At 70.6% G+C, this 17,289-nt stretch carries 22 protein-coding genes and 1 pseudogene; 6 read left to right on the top strand and 17 right to left on the bottom strand.

Annotated features, from left to right (window positions below; translation table 11 throughout):
• Positions 1–102: 102 nt before the first annotated feature.
• Entirely contained in the window at positions 103–318 is a 216-nt protein-coding gene (locus tag ACWV17_RS33180) for an I78 family peptidase inhibitor (RefSeq protein WP_455354611.1), read from the bottom strand.
• Positions 319–749: 431 nt separating this feature from the next.
• On the opposite strand from ACWV17_RS33180, the gene ctaD reads away from it, so the two are divergent.
• Positions 750–2,459, top strand: a complete 1,710-nt coding sequence (gene ctaD / locus ACWV17_RS33175) for an aa3-type cytochrome oxidase subunit I (protein WP_455354741.1) — start codon at positions 750–752, stop codon at positions 2,457–2,459.
• Here the strand turns inward: ctaD and ACWV17_RS33170 are convergent.
• The 3 genes from ACWV17_RS33170 to ACWV17_RS33160 form a co-directional block, all read right to left on the bottom strand.
• On the bottom strand, positions 2,419–3,378 hold the full coding sequence (locus ACWV17_RS33170; protein WP_455362573.1) for a helix-turn-helix transcriptional regulator: 960 nt from the start codon (positions 3,376–3,378) through the stop codon (positions 2,419–2,421). The two genes, ctaD and ACWV17_RS33170, sit on opposite strands and share 41 nt — an antisense overlap.
• Before the next feature lie 73 nt (positions 3,379–3,451).
• Positions 3,452–4,732 (bottom strand): glycosyltransferase family 4 protein, encoded by a 1,281-nt coding sequence (locus ACWV17_RS33165; RefSeq protein ID WP_455362572.1) that lies wholly within the window; start codon positions 4,730–4,732, stop codon positions 3,452–3,454.
• 217 nt (positions 4,733–4,949) lie between these two features.
• The gene (locus ACWV17_RS33160; protein ID WP_455362571.1) at positions 4,950–5,501 is read right to left on the bottom strand and encodes a LysM peptidoglycan-binding domain-containing protein; all 552 of its coding nucleotides are present in this window, start codon (positions 5,499–5,501) and stop codon (positions 4,950–4,952) included.
• 194 nt (positions 5,502–5,695) lie between these two features.
• Between ACWV17_RS33160 and ACWV17_RS33155 the strand changes: the two genes are divergently transcribed.
• Together ACWV17_RS33155 and ACWV17_RS33150 are read left to right on the top strand one after the other, a co-directional pair.
• Entirely contained in the window at positions 5,696–6,496 is an 801-nt protein-coding gene (locus ACWV17_RS33155) for a hypothetical protein (RefSeq protein ID WP_455362570.1), read from the top strand.
• 164 nt (positions 6,497–6,660) lie between these two features.
• Positions 6,661–7,044, top strand: a complete 384-nt coding sequence (locus ACWV17_RS33150) for a hypothetical protein (protein ID WP_455362569.1) — start codon at positions 6,661–6,663, stop codon at positions 7,042–7,044.
• A 16-nt stretch (positions 7,045–7,060) separates the two neighbouring features.
• Here the strand turns inward: ACWV17_RS33150 and der are convergent, their stop codons facing one another.
• The 5 genes from der to aroH form a co-directional block, all read right to left on the bottom strand.
• Positions 7,061–8,524 (bottom strand): ribosome biogenesis GTPase Der, encoded by a 1,464-nt coding sequence (der, locus tag ACWV17_RS33145; RefSeq protein WP_455354605.1) that lies wholly within the window; start codon positions 8,522–8,524, stop codon positions 7,061–7,063.
• A 56-nt stretch (positions 8,525–8,580) separates the two neighbouring features.
• On the bottom strand, positions 8,581–9,186 hold the full coding sequence (locus tag ACWV17_RS33140; protein WP_455362574.1) for a lysophospholipid acyltransferase family protein: 606 nt from the start codon (positions 9,184–9,186) through the stop codon (positions 8,581–8,583).
• Between the two features lie 53 nt (positions 9,187–9,239).
• Complete coding sequence (gene cmk, locus ACWV17_RS33135; RefSeq protein WP_455354604.1) at positions 9,240–9,965, bottom strand: (d)CMP kinase; 726 nt, start codon at positions 9,963–9,965, stop codon at positions 9,240–9,242.
• A 102-nt stretch (positions 9,966–10,067) separates the two neighbouring features.
• Positions 10,068–11,153: a prephenate dehydrogenase gene (locus ACWV17_RS33130; protein WP_455354603.1), complete on the bottom strand. Its 1,086-nt coding sequence runs from the start codon at positions 11,151–11,153 to the stop codon at positions 10,068–10,070.
• The gene (gene aroH / locus ACWV17_RS33125; protein WP_455354602.1) at positions 11,150–11,512 is read right to left on the bottom strand and encodes a chorismate mutase; all 363 of its coding nucleotides are present in this window, start codon (positions 11,510–11,512) and stop codon (positions 11,150–11,152) included. Before aroH ends, ACWV17_RS33130 begins: the two co-directional genes overlap by 4 nt.
• 155 nt (positions 11,513–11,667) lie before the next feature.
• On the opposite strand from aroH, the gene ACWV17_RS33120 reads away from it, so the two are divergent.
• The 3 genes from ACWV17_RS33120 (at position 11,668) to ACWV17_RS33110 (ending at position 12,868) form a co-directional block, all read left to right on the top strand.
• Positions 11,668–12,012 (top strand): DUF952 domain-containing protein, encoded by a 345-nt coding sequence (locus ACWV17_RS33120; RefSeq protein ID WP_455362568.1) that lies wholly within the window; start codon positions 11,668–11,670, stop codon positions 12,010–12,012.
• 135 nt (positions 12,013–12,147) lie between these two features.
• Positions 12,148–12,591, top strand: coding sequence for a Rieske (2Fe-2S) protein (locus tag ACWV17_RS33115; protein ID WP_455362567.1), 444 nt, complete (start codon positions 12,148–12,150; stop codon positions 12,589–12,591).
• A gap of 103 nt (positions 12,592–12,694) precedes the next feature.
• The gene (locus tag ACWV17_RS33110; protein WP_455354599.1) at positions 12,695–12,868 is read left to right on the top strand and encodes a CsbD family protein; all 174 of its coding nucleotides are present in this window, start codon (positions 12,695–12,697) and stop codon (positions 12,866–12,868) included.
• 71 nt (positions 12,869–12,939) lie between these two features.
• Here ACWV17_RS33110 and ACWV17_RS33105 read toward each other — a convergent pair whose 3' ends face one another.
• The 8 genes and pseudogenes from ACWV17_RS33105 to ACWV17_RS33070 all read right to left on the bottom strand — a co-directional run.
• The gene (locus ACWV17_RS33105; protein WP_455362566.1) at positions 12,940–13,218 is read right to left on the bottom strand and encodes a gas vesicle protein K; all 279 of its coding nucleotides are present in this window, start codon (positions 13,216–13,218) and stop codon (positions 12,940–12,942) included.
• Complete coding sequence (locus tag ACWV17_RS33100; protein ID WP_455362565.1) at positions 13,215–13,442, bottom strand: gas vesicle protein; 228 nt, start codon at positions 13,440–13,442, stop codon at positions 13,215–13,217. Before ACWV17_RS33100 ends, ACWV17_RS33105 begins: the two co-directional genes overlap by 4 nt.
• 1 nt (position 13,443) lies before the next feature.
• Positions 13,444–14,256 carry a GvpL/GvpF family gas vesicle protein gene (locus tag ACWV17_RS33095; protein ID WP_455362564.1) on the bottom strand — a complete coding sequence of 271 codons (813 nt, stop codon included), beginning with the start codon at positions 14,254–14,256 and terminating at the stop codon, positions 13,444–13,446.
• On the bottom strand, positions 14,253–14,633 hold the full coding sequence (locus ACWV17_RS33090) for a gas vesicle protein (protein ID WP_455362563.1): 381 nt from the start codon (positions 14,631–14,633) through the stop codon (positions 14,253–14,255). Before ACWV17_RS33090 ends, ACWV17_RS33095 begins: the two co-directional genes overlap by 4 nt.
• 9 nt (positions 14,634–14,642) lie before the next feature.
• A complete protein-coding gene (locus tag ACWV17_RS33085) occupies positions 14,643–15,707 on the bottom strand; it encodes an SRPBCC family protein (RefSeq protein ID WP_455362562.1) in 1,065 nt (354 codons plus the stop codon).
• A gap of 6 nt (positions 15,708–15,713) precedes the next feature.
• Entirely contained in the window at positions 15,714–16,646 is a 933-nt protein-coding gene (locus tag ACWV17_RS33080; protein ID WP_455362561.1) for a histone protein, read from the bottom strand.
• 20 nt (positions 16,647–16,666) lie between these two features.
• Positions 16,667–16,903, bottom strand: a complete 237-nt coding sequence (locus tag ACWV17_RS33075) for a gas vesicle protein GvpG (protein ID WP_455354592.1) — start codon at positions 16,901–16,903, stop codon at positions 16,667–16,669.
• Position 16,904: 1 nt separating this feature from the next.
• A pseudogene (locus ACWV17_RS33070) lies at positions 16,905–17,210 on the bottom strand (GvpL/GvpF family gas vesicle protein); the annotation flags it as partial.
• Positions 17,211–17,289: the final 79 nt, after the last annotated feature.

Raw genomic sequence — 17,289 nt, 5'->3', positions numbered from 1 at the left:
CCCCCCCCCCCCCCCCCCCCCCCCCCCCCCCCCCCCCCCCCCCCCCCCCCCCCCCCCCCCCCCCCCCCCTCTGCCGTAACAGACCGGTTCGTAAGCCGGGGCTCAGCCCTTCCAGCAGCGGCGGACGACGCCGCCGTCGACCTCGAAGTTCAGCCGTCCGGCCAGGTACTCCAGCGTGATGATCGCGCCGGGCGGCAGCGATCTGACGGTGCTCCAGCCGCGGCTGCGGGCCAGCCGCTCGGCGGCGGCGGCGTCCAGGCCGACGTACGACTCGGGGCTGTCGGCGGGATCCTGGGAGGGGGTCGGTATGGGTGCCATGCCCCTCACCGTAGGCGCCGGACGGCAGCGGCGGTAGTCGGGCCCGTCAGCCGGGCGCCCCGCCTTTCGTCCCTCACGGGTCACGCTTCTGTCACAGGATCCCGACACCCGTTTCCCTCGAACGGACTGACTCGAACGGACAGTTCCGCAGTTCACTCGCCGCAATTCCGCGGCCCGCGCGCACCGCGCCGAATTACCCGCCGAATTACCGCCCGGACGGCTCCGCCGAACGCCCGCCCGTGAATTCCCGGACGGCCTTCGGCGCGCCTGCGAGTTGACGGGCCATTTGCCCCTCACACCGTCCCCAGCCGTTCCACACGACAGATGTGTCCTGGCGCGTCCGCGCCCTGTTGCCCACCGCTGCCTGCGAGCATCATGGCTTGAGCCTGAAGCCCGATCCGCAGACAGGACGGACCACCGAGGGGACAGCGATGGGGACGGAGACCGCCGAGGCCATTGCGGGACCGGGACCGGAACGGGCCAGCCATCCCGGCCGGATCGTCGTGGACTGGCTGACCACCACCGACCACAAGAAGATCGGGCATCTCTACCTGATCACGTCGTTCCTGTTCTTCCTGATCGCCGGTGTGATGGCCCTGATGATGCGGGCCGAGCTGGCCCGCCCGGGCCTGCAGCTGATGTCGAACAACCAGTTCAACCAGGCGTTCACCCTGCACGGCACGATCATGCTGCTGCTCTTCGCCACCCCGGCCTTCGCCGGCTTCGCCAACGCGATCATGCCGCTGCAGATCGGCTCGCCCGACGTGGCGTTCCCCCGGCTGAACATGCTGGCGTACTGGCTCTACCTCTTCGGCGGCGTGATCGTGCTCGGCTCTCTGCTGACCCCCCAGAGCGGGCCGCCGAACTTCGGGTGGACCGCCTACGCCCCGCTCAACAGTCTGGAGCGCAGCCCCGGTATCGGCGCCGATATGTGGATCATGGGACTCGCGCTCTCCGGCTTCGGCACGATCCTCGGCGCGGTCAACTTCATCACCACGATCATCGCGATGCGCGCGCCCGGTATGACCATGTTCCGGTTGCCGATCTTCACCTGGAACGTGCTCTTCACCTCGATCCTGGTGCTCTTCGCCTTTCCCGTGCTCGCCGCCGCGCTGCTGGTGCTCGCGTCCGACCGGCGGTTCGGATCGATGGTGTTCCAGCCGGAGTTCGGCGGGGCGCTGCTCTGGCAGCATCTGTTCTGGTTCTTCGGGCATCCCGAGGTCTACATCATCGCTCTGCCCTTCTTCGGCATCATCACCGAGATCATCCCGGTCTTCTCCCGGAAGCCGATCTTCGGATACGTCACGCTCGTCGCCGCGACCATGGCCATCACCGGCCTCTCGGTGGTCGTCTGGGCGCACCACATGTTCGTCACCGGCGCGGTGCTGCTGCCGTTCTTCTCCCTCCTGTCCTTCCTGATCGCGGTCCCGACCGGGGTGAAGTTCTTCAACTGGGCGGGCACGATGCTGAAGGGCTCGCTGAGCTTCGAGACCCCGATGCTCTGGGCCGTCGGCTTCCTGGTGAGCTTCCTGTTCGGCGGGCTGACCGGAGTGATCCTTGCCTCGCCGCCGATGGACTTCCATGTCACCGACTCGTACTTCGTGGTGGGGCATTTCCACTACGTCGTCTTCGGAACCGTGGCCTTCGCGACCTTCGCCGGCTTCCACTTCTGGTGGCCCAAGTTCACCGGCAAGATGCTTGACGAGCGGCTCGGAAAGATCCACTTCTGGACACTCTTCGTCGGCTTCCACACCACGTTCCTGGTGCACCACTGGCTGGGTGCGGAAGGCATGCCCCGCCGCTACGCGGACTATCTGGCGGCCGACGGCTTCACCGCACTGAACATGATCTCGACCATCGGGTCCTTCCTGCTGGGCCTGTCCACCCTGCCGTTCCTCTACAACGTCTGGAAGACCGCGAAGTACGGCAAGAAGGTCGAGGTCGACGACCCGTGGGGATTCGGGCGCTCCCTGGAGTGGGCGACGTCCTGCCCGCCGCCCCGGCACAACTTCGTGACGATCCCCCGGATCCGCTCCGAGTCACCGGCCTTCGACCTGCACCACCCCGAGTACGCGTTGCTGGCCGCCGAGCGGCGGGAGGTCAGTTCAGAGCCCGGGAAAGCCGGTCCCGTACCGCCGTGATGTGGTCGGAAAGCTCGGCCGGCTCGACCACCTCGAACTCGAAGCCCATCAGCACCACATGGATCACCATCACATCGAGGCTCGCGGCGCCGGTGCGCAGCAGGCAGCTGTGCTCGTCCACAGCCTCCAGCACCCCGGCGGACGGCGAGACGGTCCGGGCCGCCTCCTCCATCGGCACCAGCAGGCGGATGGTCGCCCGGGCGGCGTAGGCGCGGGTGGAGACCCCCTGCGAGACATACGCGGCCAGGTCGTCGGCCGGCGGCTCGCGCGGCACGAAGCGCGGCCCGTGCGGTGGCCTGGGCTCGATCCGGTCCACGCGGAACGTCCGCCAGTCGCCGCGGTCCAGGTCCCAGGCGACGAGATACCAGCGTCGTTCGCTGCACACCAGGCGGTGCGGTTCGACGGTGCGCCGGGTGGCGGAGCCTTCGTGGTCGCGGTACTCGAAGCGCAGCCGCTCGCTGTCCCGGCAGGCGTTGGCCAGTTCCGTGAGTACGGACGGGTCGACCGACGTGTTCCCCGCGTCGCGCAGCATGGGGACGGTGAAGGCGTGGAGCGCGCCGACCCGCCGGCGCAGCCGGCTCGGCAGCACCTGTTCGAGCTTGGCCAGGGCGCGTACGGAGGTCTCGCCGATGCCCTCGATGCCGTGGCCGGCGGCGGTGCGCAGGCCGACGGCGACGGCGACGGCCTCTTCGTCGTCGAGCAGCAGCGGCGGCAGCTCGGCCCCCGCGCCGAGCTGATAGCCGCCGCCCGTGCCGGGGCTGGCGTTGACGGGGTAACCGAGCTCGCGCAGCCGGTCGACGTCACGCCGTACGGTGCGGGGCGTGACGCCGAGCCGGTCCGCGAGGTCGGCGCCGGACCACTCGCGGTGGGCCTGGAGCAGTGACAGCAGGCGCAGCAGTCGTGCCGAGGTCTCCAACATGCGTGCGAGTCTGCCAGTCCTTGCGGACAGCGGCTGTCCGCAAGAACTCACGCCCGCCGCAGGGTCCGGCTCGTCAGGCGGCGCGGCGCTTCCTGACCTGGGCCGCGGCCACGTCCCGCAGGGCGTAGACCCCGCCCAGCGCCGCCCCACGGCCACGCAGCACGGAGTCGCGCAGCGTGCTGCGCGAACGGCCGCGGTGACCGGCGAGCAGTTCGGTGAAGATCGCCTCGTGGCGCTCGGCTATCAGCGCCGGGTCGAAGCGGGCCGCGGCCACCAGGGCCGCCCGGCCCATCCGGTGCCGCAGCTCCTCGTTCTCGACCAGTTCCAGCAGCGCGCTCGCGATCGCCTCCACATCGCCCGGGGGCACCAGCCGGCCGTCGACACCGTCGGCGATGATCTCGCGCGGGCCGTGCGGGCAGTCGGTCGAGACGACGGGCAGCCCGCAGCGCATCGCCTCGACGATGGTCATACCGAAGGACTCCAGCCGGGAGGTGGAGGCCGCGATCGAGCCCTTGACCCACTCGGGTTCCAGGGGACTGACCGAGCCCATCAGGGAGACATGGCCGCCGAGGGCGAGGTCCTTGACGAGGGTACCCAGGGCGTTCTTCTCGTTGCCGGTCGCGTCGCCGCTGCCGTATATCCGCAGCCGCCAGTCGGGGTGGGCCGCGACCACCTTGGCGAAAGCGCGCACCAGCAGGTCGTACCGCTTGACCGGGGTGAGCCGGCCGGCCGCGACGATCACCTTCGCCGAGCCGTCGGCCGGTCCGACCGAGGAGGCGGGCACGCTGTTGGGCACGGCGTCTATGCGTACGCCGGGCAGCCGCAGCCTGGTGCGGTACGCGCGGGCGTCGGCCTCGGTGACCGTGGTGATCGCGTCGAGCAGCGCGTACCGGCTGCCCAGTTCGCGCCGCAGCCGGTAGCTGTGGCTGTCGAGCGTCAGGTGCTCCTGACCGACCCGCACCGGGCCGCGCCGGGCCTGCCGGGCGATGTGCACGTTGAGGCCGGGGCGGGTGCCGACGACGACGTCCGCCTCCAGGGACTTCAGGTGCTCGGCTATCCGGATGTCGGTGAGCCGGCTGTACTGCTTGTGGCGGCCGTCGCCGCTCGCGAACACCTTGGCCGGGACGGCCCGGTCGGGGTGCTCGCCGGCGAACTCGGCGCTGTCCTTGCGCAGATCCACCAGGTGACGCATGGTCACCCCCGCAGGCGCGCCCATCATCGGCTGCTCCCGGTGCCGGAAGACCGAGACGATTTCGATGTCGTGGTGCTCCGCGAGCGCTTCGGCGAGGTTGAACGTCGTCCGGATCGTGCCGCCGATTCCATACGCGTTGTGGAGCAAAAACGAAATGTGCATGCGCGGACAGATCCCCCTGTTGTGAACGGCCGTTCGTGGTCGGCGAACAGCTGTGCCATTGATAGCACGTCAAGGATCTCACCAACCGGCCAGGACTTCAGGGGGAGCAGGCCGGCCGGGAGCACGCCGAGGCACCGGTGGCCGGGCCCGAACTCCGCCACGGCGCCATGGCGTTCACCGGGCAGGCGGCCCAACCTCGGCATCCGGCGCCCGCGTCCTACGGCAGGGCCAGCACGACGCCGGTGGCGAGCCGGTCGGGGGACGGACCGACCACCGCCGCGTTGGACCGGTACAGCGCACTCCAGCCGCCCGCGACCCCGTACCGGCGGGCCAGGGAACTCAGCGTCTCACCCCGGCCGACGATGTGCGCGCGGCCGGCCAGCCCGTACCGCTCGGAACAGACCGGCCAGGCCTCGAAGCCCTGCGTACGCAGCACTTCCTCCGCCACTTCGATCTGCTGCTTGCGGGTGGCCAGGTCGGCCCGCTCCGCGTGGCGGAGCCCGCCGAACGCCACCCAGGTCGGCTGCCAGAACTGCAGTCCGCCGTAGAAACCGTTGCCGGTGTTGATGTGCCAGTCTCCGCCGCTCTCGCACTCGGCGAGGCAGTTCCACGGCCAGCCGGTGCCGGCGCAGGTGTACGCGGCGGGGGCCCCGGGGGTCGCTGCAGTCGGCCCGGCGGCCGGTGGCGGCGGGTCGGCCCGGGCGTTTGGTGACACGGCCGCGAGAACGGCGGTGAGCAGGGCGACCGGCCAGAAGCGGAACTTTGACATCCGGTCACGCTAAACAGCTCTACGGATCATTCTTCCGGTGCCGCGCGGCCGGCCGGGAAGACCCACCCGGTCGGCCTCGGGCGGCCGCCGGTTCGATTCCGTTCCCCTTCCTGCGTGACTCCCGCCGCGGATCGCCCGTTGTGCTCTGAGAGCCGGGAACCACCCGGCACCGCACCGAGTCCGAGGAGCACCCCGTGCCGCGCATGCTCGACGTCAGTGAGGACGTACGCGCCGAGATCGGCGACGAAGAAGCCGACCTGCTGCTCGCCGGCGAGACCGCGCCGGGCAACTACGACTGCACCTCGTGCCGCACCCCGGGCGACGCCGAGCAGGAACGCACCAGCACCGTGCTGTTCGTCGGCAACGAGACGGCCGTGCTCGCCTTCGCCCACGCGTCCTGCATCCCGTCCCAGGTGGTGACGGTGCCCGAGGAGCAGCTCCAGGGCGCCGTCCGCAGCATCACCGCCGAGGAGGGAGCGGCGGACCGGTCCGGCGTCCCCGCCCAGGCAGGACAGCCCGGCGGGCAGGCGGTGCTGGGCGTGACCAGCGGACTCGTACTCCTCGAAGGGGAGCTGCATCCCGCCCTCGTCGTCGAGCCGACCGCGCGGATCGCCCGCCCCGGCACCTCCGGCCCCGGCGACGACTTCCTGCCGCTCCTCATCGAGCAGGGCTTCCTGCCGGTCACGGACGTCTCCAGGCGGCCGGCCGGCCTGCCCGGCTGGTCCGTCCTGCTCGCCATGGGCCAGCTGCACGCCGTACTCCAGCCCGGCACCGGCGGCGGCAGCCCGGTCGCGTGGTGGCAGGCGCACCAGCCGCTCCAGGTCACCGATGGCTGGCGCGCGGCGGCCAACCGGTCACACACCGTCCTGGTGTACGCGGCTCCAGTCGGCTCCATCGGCCAGCAGCCGCGCGAGGACCTGCTCCGGGACGCCCTGGAGAAGGCCGCCGCGTCCGGACTGCTGGTCGCCGCCGCGATGCCGCTGGCGGGCACCTGAGGGTCCGGTGTACGCCGGGGGTGTGCCGGACGCGTCCGCCGCACCCCCGGCGATCTGCGATTTCCTCGCTCGGCCCGCATCCGTCGGGCGCCCGGTTCGTTGGCAGATACGTGCATTCATACGACCCCTCCCGCCACCAGCCGTTCACCAGCCAGATCCCTGCGATGCGACCGTCGCGGGACCCTCAGGCAGGCCACGTCTCGCACACCCCGATCTACGACGCGCTGTACTCCGAGTACCGCCGGGCCTTCCGGGCCCTGCCGGGCGATCGCAGCGGCGAGGAGGATCTGGGGTTCACGGCTTTCGGCAGCGGGATGCACGGCGGTCCGGGCGGCCACGGGGCCTCGTGGCACAGCGGCGCATGGCACAGCGGCAGCGCGGGCCACAGCAGCCCCGGCAGCCACAGCAACCACACCGGGCCAGCAGGCCACGGCGGATCGGCCGGCCACGGCGGCCACGGCATGAACGGAAACAGCGGCGGGCGGCAGCACCACACCGGGAATCACCTCCCGGCGGCGCTGCCGCCCGCGCCCCGCAGGGGGCAGTGACGCCGTACGGCCGGCGCTACTTCTTCTTGCCGCCGCGCTTCTCCCGCACCCGCACCGAGATGTGGATCGGGGTGCCCTCGAAGCCGAACTCCTCGCGCAGCCGACGCTCGACGAACCGCCGGTAGCCGTGCTCCAGGAAGCCCGAGGCGAAGAGCACGAAGCGGGGCGGCTTGGTGCCGGCCTGCGTACCGAACAGGATGCGCGGCTGCTTGCCGCCCCGGATCGGGTGCGGGTGGGAGGCGACGATCTCGCCCAGGAAGGCGTTCAGCCGACCCGTCGGGACACGGGTCTCCCAGCCCTCCAGAGCGGTCTCGATCGCCGGGACCAGCCGCTCCATGTGGCGGCCGGTCAGGGCCGAGACATTGACCCGGGGGGCCCAGGCGATCTGGGCGAGCTCGGTCTCGATCTCGCGCTCCAGGTAGTAGCGGCGCTCCTCGTCGAGGGTGTCCCACTTGTTGAAGGCGACGACCATCGCGCGACCGGCCTCGACGGCCATGGTGATGATCCGCTGGTCCTGGACGCTGATGGACTCGCTCGCGTCGATCAGTACGACCGCGACCTCGGCCTTCTCCACGGCGGCGGCGGTACGCAGCGAGGCGTAGTAGTCCGCGCCCTCCTGGAGGTGGACCCGGCGCCGGATACCGGCGGTGTCCACGAACTTCCAGGTGACGCCGCCGAGCTCGATCAGCTCGTCGACCGGGTCACGGGTGGTGCCGGCCGTGTCGTGGACGACGACCCGCTCCTCCCTGGCCACCTTGTTGAGCAGGGACGACTTGCCGACGTTCGGGCGGCCGATGAGCGCGATACGGCGCGGGCCGCCGATGGCCGTGCCGAAGGTCTGGGCGGGCGCCTCGGGCAGCGCCTCGAGAACGGCGTCGAGCATGTCGCCGGTGCCGCGGCCGTGCAGCGAGGAGACGGGGTGCGGCTCACCCAGACCGAGCGACCACAGCGCGGTCGCGTCCGCCTCGCCGCTCGGGCCGTCGACCTTGTTGGCGCACAGAACGACGGGCTTTCCGGCCCGGCGCAGCAGCTTGACGACGGCCTCGTCGGTGTCGGTCGCGCCGACCGTGGAGTCGACGACGAAGACGACCGCGTCGGCGGCCTCGATGGCGTACTCGGCCTGGGCGGCGACGGAGGCGTCGATGCCGAGCACGTCCTGCTCCCAGCCGCCGGTGTCGACGACCTTGAAGCGGCGGCCGGCCCACTCGGCCTCGTAGGTGACGCGGTCGCGGGTGACGCCGGGCTTGTCCTCGACGACGGCCTCGCGGCGGCCGATGATGCGGTTCACCAGGGTCGACTTGCCGACATTCGGGCGGCCCACGACGGCGAGGACGGGCAGCGGGCCGTGACCGGCCTCACCGATCGCGCCCTCGACGTCCTCGGCGTCGAAGCCCTCCTGCGCGGCGAGCTCCATGAAGTCCGCGTACTCGGCGTCGCCAAGCTCCCCGTGCTCGTCGCCGGAGTGGATCTGGTCGTTCATGAAGTCCGTACCTCGTTCGTTGCATCATCGATGGACCGCGGTCCGCGGCCCACTACTCAGGACTCAAGTCTCGCCCAGCGCCCGGTGAGACGCTTGGCGTTTTCCAGGTGGGCGGTCAGCCGCTCCTGGATGCGCACGGTGGCTTCGTCCAGCACCTTGCGCGTACGTGGGCCGCCCGGTTCGCCCGCCGCGAAAGCCTCGCCGAACACCACGTCGACGCGGCTGCGCAGCGGCGGCAGCGCCGGTATCAGCCGTCCGTTCCTGCCGGTGCTGCCCAGCACCGCCACCGGGACGATCGGCGCCCCGCTGCGTACGGCGAAGTAGGCGAGCCCCGCGCGCAGCGAGGCGAAGTCGCCCTCGCCCCGGGTGCCCTCGGGGAAGATCCCCAGCACGCCACCGTCCTCCAGTACCCCGAGGGCCTGGGTGATCGCGGCGCGGTCTGCGGTCGTACGGTCCACTTTCAGCTGACCGATTCCGCGCAGGAACGGGTCGAGCGGACCGACGAACGCCTCCTTCTTGATCAGGAAGTGCACGGGCCGCGGTGCGGTGCCCATCAGCATCGGGCCGTCGATGATGTGCGCGTGGTTGACGGCCAGGATGACCGGTCCGCTCGCCGGGACCCGCCAGGCGCCCAGTACGCGCGGCTTCCACAGCCCGTACATCAGCCCGATGCCGATCCGTCGGCCGACCGCCGCACCCCGCGGGGTGGGTGTGCTCACGCGGCCGCCCGCTTCCCCTCGACGAGGGTGACGACGCACTCGATGACCTGGTCCAGCGTCAGCTCGGTGGTGTCCACCTCGACCGCGTCGTCCGCCTTCGCGAGCGGCGAGAGATGGCGGCCGGAGTCGGCCGCGTCCCGCTTGATCAGCGCATCCCGGGTGGCCGCGAGCCCCAGGGCCTCCTTGCCCCTGAGCTCGCCGCTGCGCCGGGCGGCGCGCGCCTCCGGGGATGCGGTGAGGAAGACCTTCAGGTCGGCGTCCGGCAGGACGGTCGTACCGATGTCACGGCCCTCGACGACGATGCCGCCCTCGGCCCCGGCCGCGATGGAGCGCTGCAGCTCGGTGATCCGGGCCCGTACCTCCGGCACCGCGCTGACCGCGCTGACCTTGGAGGTGACCTCCTGGGAGCGGATCGGGCCCGAGGCGTCCAGGCCGTCGACGGTGATCGTCGGGGCGGCCGGGTCCGTACCGGACTCGATGGAGGGCTTGCCGGCGGCGGTGGCGACGGCGCCCGCGTCGCCCACGTCGACACCGTTGGTGATCATCCACCAGGTGATGGCGCGGTACTGGGCGCCGGTGTCCAGGTAGTGCAGTCCGAGCTTGGCGGCGACGGCCTTGGAGGTGCTGGACTTGCCCGTGCCGGAGGGACCGTCGATGGCGACAATCACAGCTGCCGGGGCGGTCCGGGCGGCGGTTCCTGCGGTTTCCACGGTGGTGGACACCTTCCTGGTACACGGGACGGGAGGACGGGCGGAGGGCGGGCACGCGTGAGCGCCCCCGCACAAGGTTACCGAGTATTCGGGACCGCCCGGCACCAGCCGGCCCTACTGTCGGATCGACCAGCCACGTTCGCGCAGGGCCGCTGTCAGGACCGGTACCGCGCGCGGTTCCACCATCAGCTGCACCAGGCCCGCCTGCTGGCCGGTCGCGTGCTCGATCCGGACGTCCTCGATGTTGACGCCCGCGCTGCCGGTGTCCGCGAAGATGCGGGCCAGCTCGCCCGGCCGGTCGCTGATCAGGACCGCCACGACCTCGTACGCCGTGGGGGCCGCGCCGTGCTTGCCGGGCACCCGTACCCGGCCCGCGTTGCCGCGGCGCAGGACGTCCTCGATGCCCTCGGCCCCGCCCCGGCGCTTGTCCTCGTCGGAGGACTGCAGGGCGCGCAGCGCCTGGACGGTCTCTTCGAGGTCGGCGGCGACCCCGGCCAGCACGTCGGCGACCGGTCCCGGGTTCGCGGTGAGGATCTCGACCCACATCCGGGGGTCGGAGGCGGCGATCCGGGTGACGTCGCGGATGCCCTGGCCGCACAGCCGTACCGCCGACTCGTCGGCGCTCTCCAGCCGGGCCGCGACCATGCTGGAGATCAGCTGCGGGGTGTGCGAGACGAGCGCCACGGCCCGGTCGTGCGCGTCCGCGTCCATGACCACCGGCACGGCCCGGCACAGGGCGACCAGCTCCAGGGCGAGGTTGAGCACCTCGGTGTCGGTGTCCCGGGTCGGGGTGAGCACCCAGGGGCGGCCCTCGAAGAGGTCGGCGGTGGCGGCCAGCGGGCCGGAACGCTCCTTGCCGGCCATCGGGTGGGTACCGATGTACGGGGTGAGGTCGAGGCCCAGGGCCTCCAGTTCGCGGCGCGGGCCGCCCTTGACGCTGGCCACGTCGATGTAGCCGCGGGCGATGCCGCGCCGCATCGCGTCGGCCAGGGTCGCCGCGACGTGCGCGGGCGGGACGGCGACGATCGCCAGGTCCACTGGGCCCTCCGGCGGCTCGTCCGTACCGGCGCCGAGGGCCGCCGCGGTGCGCGCCTGGGCCGGGTCGTGGTCGGCCAGGTGGACCGTGACCCCGCGGCCGGCGAGCGCGAGTGCGGCGGAGGTGCCGATCAGGCCGCTGCCGATGACGAGTGCGGTTCTCACTGGGCGATGTCCTTGCGGAGGGCGCCGGCGGCGCCGAGGTAGACGTGCGCGATCCTGGCCTTGGGAAGCTCGGTCTCGACATGCGCGAGGATGCGGACGACGCGCGGCATGGCGCCGACGATGTCCAGCTCCTGGGCGCAGATCAGGGGTACGTCGACGATGCCGAGCTTACGGGCGGCGGCGGCCGGGAAGTCGCTGCGCAGATCGGGCGTGGCCGTGAACCAGATGCTGATGAGGTCGTCGGCGGTGAGGCCGTTCCGCTCCAGGACGGCGGTGAGCAGCTCGCTGACCTGCTCGTCCATGTGCCCGGCCTCGTCCCGTTCGAGTTGGACGGCTCCCCGGACCGCTCGTACCGCCACGTCTGCTCCTTGCTCCGCACCTCGGGTGTTCCTGCTGCGGTCAGCGTAGCCAGCGCAGCTGCCCCGAGGCCCCGGCGCCCGTCCTGCGAGACGGCCGCGCCGCCGGTGGGCAGCGGCCGCCGGTGCGGCGCCGCACCTGCGGTAGAACGAGCGGCATGATCTTTCATGTCGTGCCCCTGGACGAGTGGGTCGCCTCGCCCGGCCTCCCCTACACCCCTGCGTCCCTCGCCGCCGAGGGCTTCGTGCACTGCTCGGCGGACGAGGGATCGGCGCTGGCCATCGCCGATGCGCACTACCGGGACACCGCCGGCCCGCTGCTGGTGCTGCTGATCGACGAGACGCTGCTGGAGGTGGAGGTCCGCCGGGAGGGCTCCGGGGAGTCGCTCTACCCGCATGTCTACGGGCCCGTCGACCGGGCCGCCGTGACCGGGCTGCTGGAGGTGCGGCGGGACGCCGCGGGCCGGGCACTGTCGCTCGTACCGTGGCCGGCCGGCTCCTGAACCGCGTCTGTTCGGCGTACGGCACGCGCGTGCGGGGGGTACGCCCTCGTGGGGTGCTTCGTCTTCGGGGCGTTCGGCGCCAAGATGCTCCTGCTCTGCACGACTTCTCTTCACGACGACATGAGGGAGACGGCCATGCGAGAAACCACGGGCCGGCGGACGGTACTCGCGGCGGGCGCCGCGGTGGCGAGCGGCGCGCTCGTCGGCTGCGGCGAGTCCGGCGACAAGGGCGACGGCGGTACGGAAAGCACCCCGGCGGCGACCTCGGCCGCGCAGGCCCAGCCGCCCGGCGGCGAGGAGCTGGCCAGGACGGCGGACATCCCGGTGGGCGGCGGCAAAGTGTTCGCGGACCAGAAGATCGTGGTGACGCAGCCCGAGGCAGGCGACTTCAAGGCCTTCTCGGCGGTCTGCACCCATCAGGGCTGCACGGTCAGCAAGGTCGCGGACGGCACCATCGACTGCTCCTGTCACAGGAGCAGGTTCAGCGTCAGGGACGCCTCGGTGGAGGGCGGCCCGGCCCCGCGTCCGCTGGAGGCGAAGAAGATCACCGTAGAAGGTGACGTGATCCGTCTGGCGTAGGCCCGCGCGCACCCCCTTTCTAGGCTTTTGTCCATATTGGAGTAAAATCACACCGTGTCTCCGGCCGTGCCGCGGTCGGAGACCCTCCGGAAGGTGGACAGCCATGGGTGCGGGCAAGAAGGCCAAGAACGCGGGAAAGACCGCCCAGGGAAAGACGAAGGAAGCGGTCGGCAGGGCGACCGGCAACGAGAGCCTCGAGATGAAGGGCAAGCGCGAACAGATCAAGAGCGACGCGAAGCAGACGGCAGCGAAGGCGAAGGACACCCTCAAGCACTGAGCGCCGGCCCGACGGCGCCCGGCGGCCGGCAGTCGGCCGTCGGGCGTCGGGCGTCGGGCGTCGGGCGTCTTCTATCCGGGGGGCAGCAGGGTTCCCAGTGGCCCGAGGTCGAGGTTGAGGTCTTCCAGGCGCAGCCCGTGCTGGTCACAGAGTTCTGTCATGCGTTGATCGAGCAGCATGAGCGTCGTACCGATCTCATCGACCTGCTCGTCGGAAAGGTCGCCCTGTTCCACCCGGCGGATCGCTTGACGTTCCATCAGCTGTCGCAGCAGCTCCACCACGGTGAGGACCAGCGCGACCAGGTCGCGACCCATCTGCTCGGAGTCCAGGTCGAGTCGTGAGCTCGTCATAGCGGGCCTCCATCGGCCCAGGGCGCGGGAACGCGTTCGCTGACCGACGACAGAAGTGCGTGCAGCGACAGCCGCACCAACGGGACGTCGGCGATCGCGATGACCAGATCGCCGCTGATGACCACGCCCGTGGCCAGGACCCGGTCCAGGAGGTCGACGAGCGGAACCCCGACCGGGCCGGACAAGGGCTCCGGCGCGTCCCACGGCACTGCCTCGCGCACCACCTCACACCTCGCCGACGAAGGAGTACGGCACCCACGGTCCCGAGAGTTCGATGCCGGCGCCCGTCCGCTGCCGCAGCGTCTGTGCCCGTACGGCAAGCTCCTGCGCGCGCTTCTCGGCCACCAGGTAGGTGGCGTTGAGCACTTGAACGCGTTGTCGTCCCGACACTTCCTGACTGTGCGGGGGCAGCCGGCGGAACGCGGCAGCGAGACCCCGGAGCTCGGCGTCGACCTCCTCGGCAATCCGCAGAGCCGCTTCATGATGCCGTTCGCGCTGCTGCTGGATGCCTCGCTTGCGCTCCAGGTAGGCGAGGCCGGCACCGGGGGCCGGGCGGGTGTGAGCGGCGGGTGTGCGATCGGCGGGCTGCTTGCTGCCGGGCTCGGCCGGCGTACTCGACACGTAGACCTTCACCCCCCATTCCGCGTGATCTTCAATGCGGGTCATCGCGGCGAGGAAGCGGTCCGTCTCGGCGCTGAGAGCCTGCCGCGCCGCATCGTCGCTGCGGTAGAGGGTGGCGAGCGGCAGGGGGACCGTGCAGCTGCGAGCGGCGGCCGCGGAGACCACTTCGTGATGGGCGCGGGCACACCGTTCCAGCTCATCGCGGTCCGAGAGGCGCGCCTGCCAGGCCTGTTCGGTGGAGTCGGCGGCTGGTACGGCCTGGACCACGGCGGTGAGCCTCCCGAACGGAAGCGCGCGTACGGGGGCTTCGGTGTCGAGGCCGGGCAGGCCGGCGACCGCGGCCGGTTCCAGCGTGCGGCAGACGGCGAACACATAGGTGGCGACGGCGTCCGGGGAGCCGGGGACCCGCTGTGTCATGTGGTTCTTTTCTCCTTGGCCCGTTCCTGGGGCGGGTTGTCGCCCGCATCAGGGTCACGCTCGTCCGGATCGGATTCACGCGCCTCCAACTGCGCGCGCAGCCGACGGTTCTCCTCCTGGAGTTCACTGCGGTACGCGCGCGAGCTGAGGGCCGGGTCGGTCTCCCACCAGTCGATGCCGGCCTTCTTGGCCGTATCGACCGAGGCCACGAACAGACGAAGCCGGATGGTCAGCAGCTCGATGTCGAGGAGGTCGATCTTGATGTCACCGGCGATGACGATCCCCTTGTCGAGGACGCGTTCGAGGATGTCGGCGAGGTTGGTGGTCTGCGGCCCGGCGACCGGCTGGGAGACCTGTCTGAAGTCGACGTCGGTCACTGGGACACCTCAGCGTCTTTCATCGTCACCGGACTCGTCTTCGTCGCCTTCTTCGCCCTCTTCACCCTCTTCTTCCTCCTCTTCCTCCCACTCGCCCTCGTCCTCCTCGCCTTCTTCGCCGCCTTCTTCGCCGCCCTCCTCCTCGGCCTCCTCTTCGCCTTCCTCGCCTTCCTCGTCTTCGTAGCCCTCGCCCTCGTCCTCGCCCTCGTACTCGTCCTCCTGGCCCTCGGCCTCGGCCGCCTCCTCCTCTTCCACGGCGTCTTCGTGCGAGACGACGACCTCGCCGTCCCTGATCTCTCCGCGCCAGCCTTCCGGCTCTTCCTGGGTGAGGGTGACGTACCGCTGGAAGTGCTTGAAGTCGAGCCGCATCCGGCGGCCTTGGGCTCGCCACAGGTTGCCCGTCTTCTCGAAGAAACCGGACGGGTAGTACTCGACCAGCAGGACGATGCGGGTCAGAGTCGGGGCCAGCTCATGGAAACTGACGGCACCGCGGGTAGAACCCTTGGCGCCTTCGGAGGTCCAGACGATGCGGTCGTCCGGGATCTGCTCCTGAACGGTCGCCTTGTAGCTGCGCGAGGATACGGCGATCTTGACCTTCCAGTTACTGGACATCTCATCCGTCTTGGAGACGTCCCGAACGCCCTTGGCGAAGCTGCTGAACTTGTCGTACTGAGTCCAGTGGTCGTAGGCCGTGCGCAGAGGCACTCCGACATCAAGGACCTCGACGATGTTCATGACCTTGCTGCCACTGGACTTGCGCTTCCCCTTGCCGCCGCCCAAGACCTCCTTGGCCTTGCCCATGACCTTGTCCTTGACTCCCTTGGCCTTCTCGGAGACGAATGCCTTCAGGGGAGATTCGCCGCCGAGAATGCGGGAGCCGATCGCGGGCAGCGACCCGGCGTTGTCGGCCACGTCGGTGAACTTGTCCGTGAGGCCGGACATCTTGTCGCCGGCCTTGTCGGCCAGGTTTCCCGCCTGCGCACTGAGGTAGTTCGTCAGCTCGTCGCGCAGCCGGTCAAGACCGGATTCCTCTTTCTCCGGCGTCTCCGACTCGTCTCGATCAGTCCTGGCCATGGCCGCCTACCTCCGCCGCTCGCCGCGCTTGGCCGGCTGCTTCGTCGCGCGCTTCGACGAGGCCGTCTTCTTGGCCGGCGCGGTCTTCTTGGCCGCGGTCTTCTTGGCCGGAGCAGCCCGCTTCGCCGCGGTCTTCTTCGCGGCTGTCTTCTTGGCCGGCGCCGCCTTCTTCGCGGCTGTCTTCTTGGCCGGGGCCGCCTTCTTCGCTGCTGTCTTCTTGGCCGGGGCCGCCTTCCTGCCCTCAGCCGTCACCTTCCGTGCCGGGGCCGCCTTCCCGCGTGCCGCCCTTCTCGCCGCCGGCCTCGAAGGCCGCGCGCCCTCGCTCGGACCACGGCGCCGCCGTGCTCGCGCAGGCTCCGGCTCTTCTTCGGGCTCTTCTTCCGGCTCTTCTTCCGGCTCTTCCTCCTCTTCTTCCTCCTCCTCTTCTTCCTCTTCCTCTGCCGCCGGTTCTTCGCCCTCCTCCTCTTCCTCCTCTTCCTCCTCGGGCTCTTCCTCGCCCTCCTCCTCTTCCTCCTCTTCCTCCTCTTCCTCCTCAGGCTCTTCCTCGTACTCCTCCTCGGGCTCTTCCTCGCCCTCTTCCTCCGGCTCCTCCTCGTACTCCTCTTCCTCCCCCTCCTCCGCCTCCGGCTTGCGGAGTCGGGCCGTACGGTCGCCGATGGCGTCCGCCAGCGAGCTCATCCCTCGGTTGGCGGCAGCGGTCATCGCCTTGCGGCCCGCCTCGAGGACCTCGCCCTTCAGCTGATCCTGCAGCTCGGCGACCTGCGGAAGCTCTCCCAGCCTGCGCACCCCCTCCGCAGCGAGCTGGCGCGGGTCGAGGCCGAATCGCCTGCCTGCCAGGTAGGTGGCGACCGAGAGGGCCAGCCGGCCCTTCTTCGTACGTCCCAGCACGTAGCCGCCCACGACTGCGGCTGCGAGGGCCACCTTGGTTTGCTCGTCCATGAGAGTCACCCTTCGCTTGTTCAGCGCCGCGCGGCCGATTCATGCAGTCGGTCGAGCAGACGTTCCTCTTCGCGTTCGAACTCCTCCAGGCTGATGTTCCCGTCTTCAAGATCGTGGTTGAGCCCGGCCAACTGTGCGCGGAGCACGCACGGGTCGTGCAGTTCGCGATCGGCGGCGTCCTGAAGTCTCTCCGCCACCCAGATCACTCCGCGGACCGGAGCCAGCGGGCATGTGAGCAGTCCTGTGATCAGTCCCATGTCACACTCCGGCCGCCGGCGCGAGCCGGCTCTCGACGGGCACGAAGCTGTAGCAGGGCAGTGGCCCGGCCAGTCGGAGCTCGACCCGTTCGCGGTGCGCGTCGGCGAACCTCTCGGCCGTCCTGCGGAAGCTCTCGCTGTCGTCCCGGTTCACGAGGAACGACACATTGAGTGCGCATCCCTGGACCTCCGGTCCGGCGGCAACCGCGTCGGCCAGCGGCGTCAGCTCGCGCACGGCGCGCTGACCGGCTTCGGCAGCCCTGCGGGAGAGGGCCGAGGCCACGGCCTCCCCCAGTCGTAGCTTGGCGTGATTGTCGGCGTACACGTGAACGTCCCCACCCGCGTACGGATGAACGTCCCCAGTTCTTGATGCCTTGAAGGGACAC

The sequence above is a fragment of the Streptomyces mabaensis genome, assembly GCF_053763515.1.
Note: the sequence above shows the minus strand (reverse complement) of the source record. Positions and strands in the feature narration are given on the sequence as shown.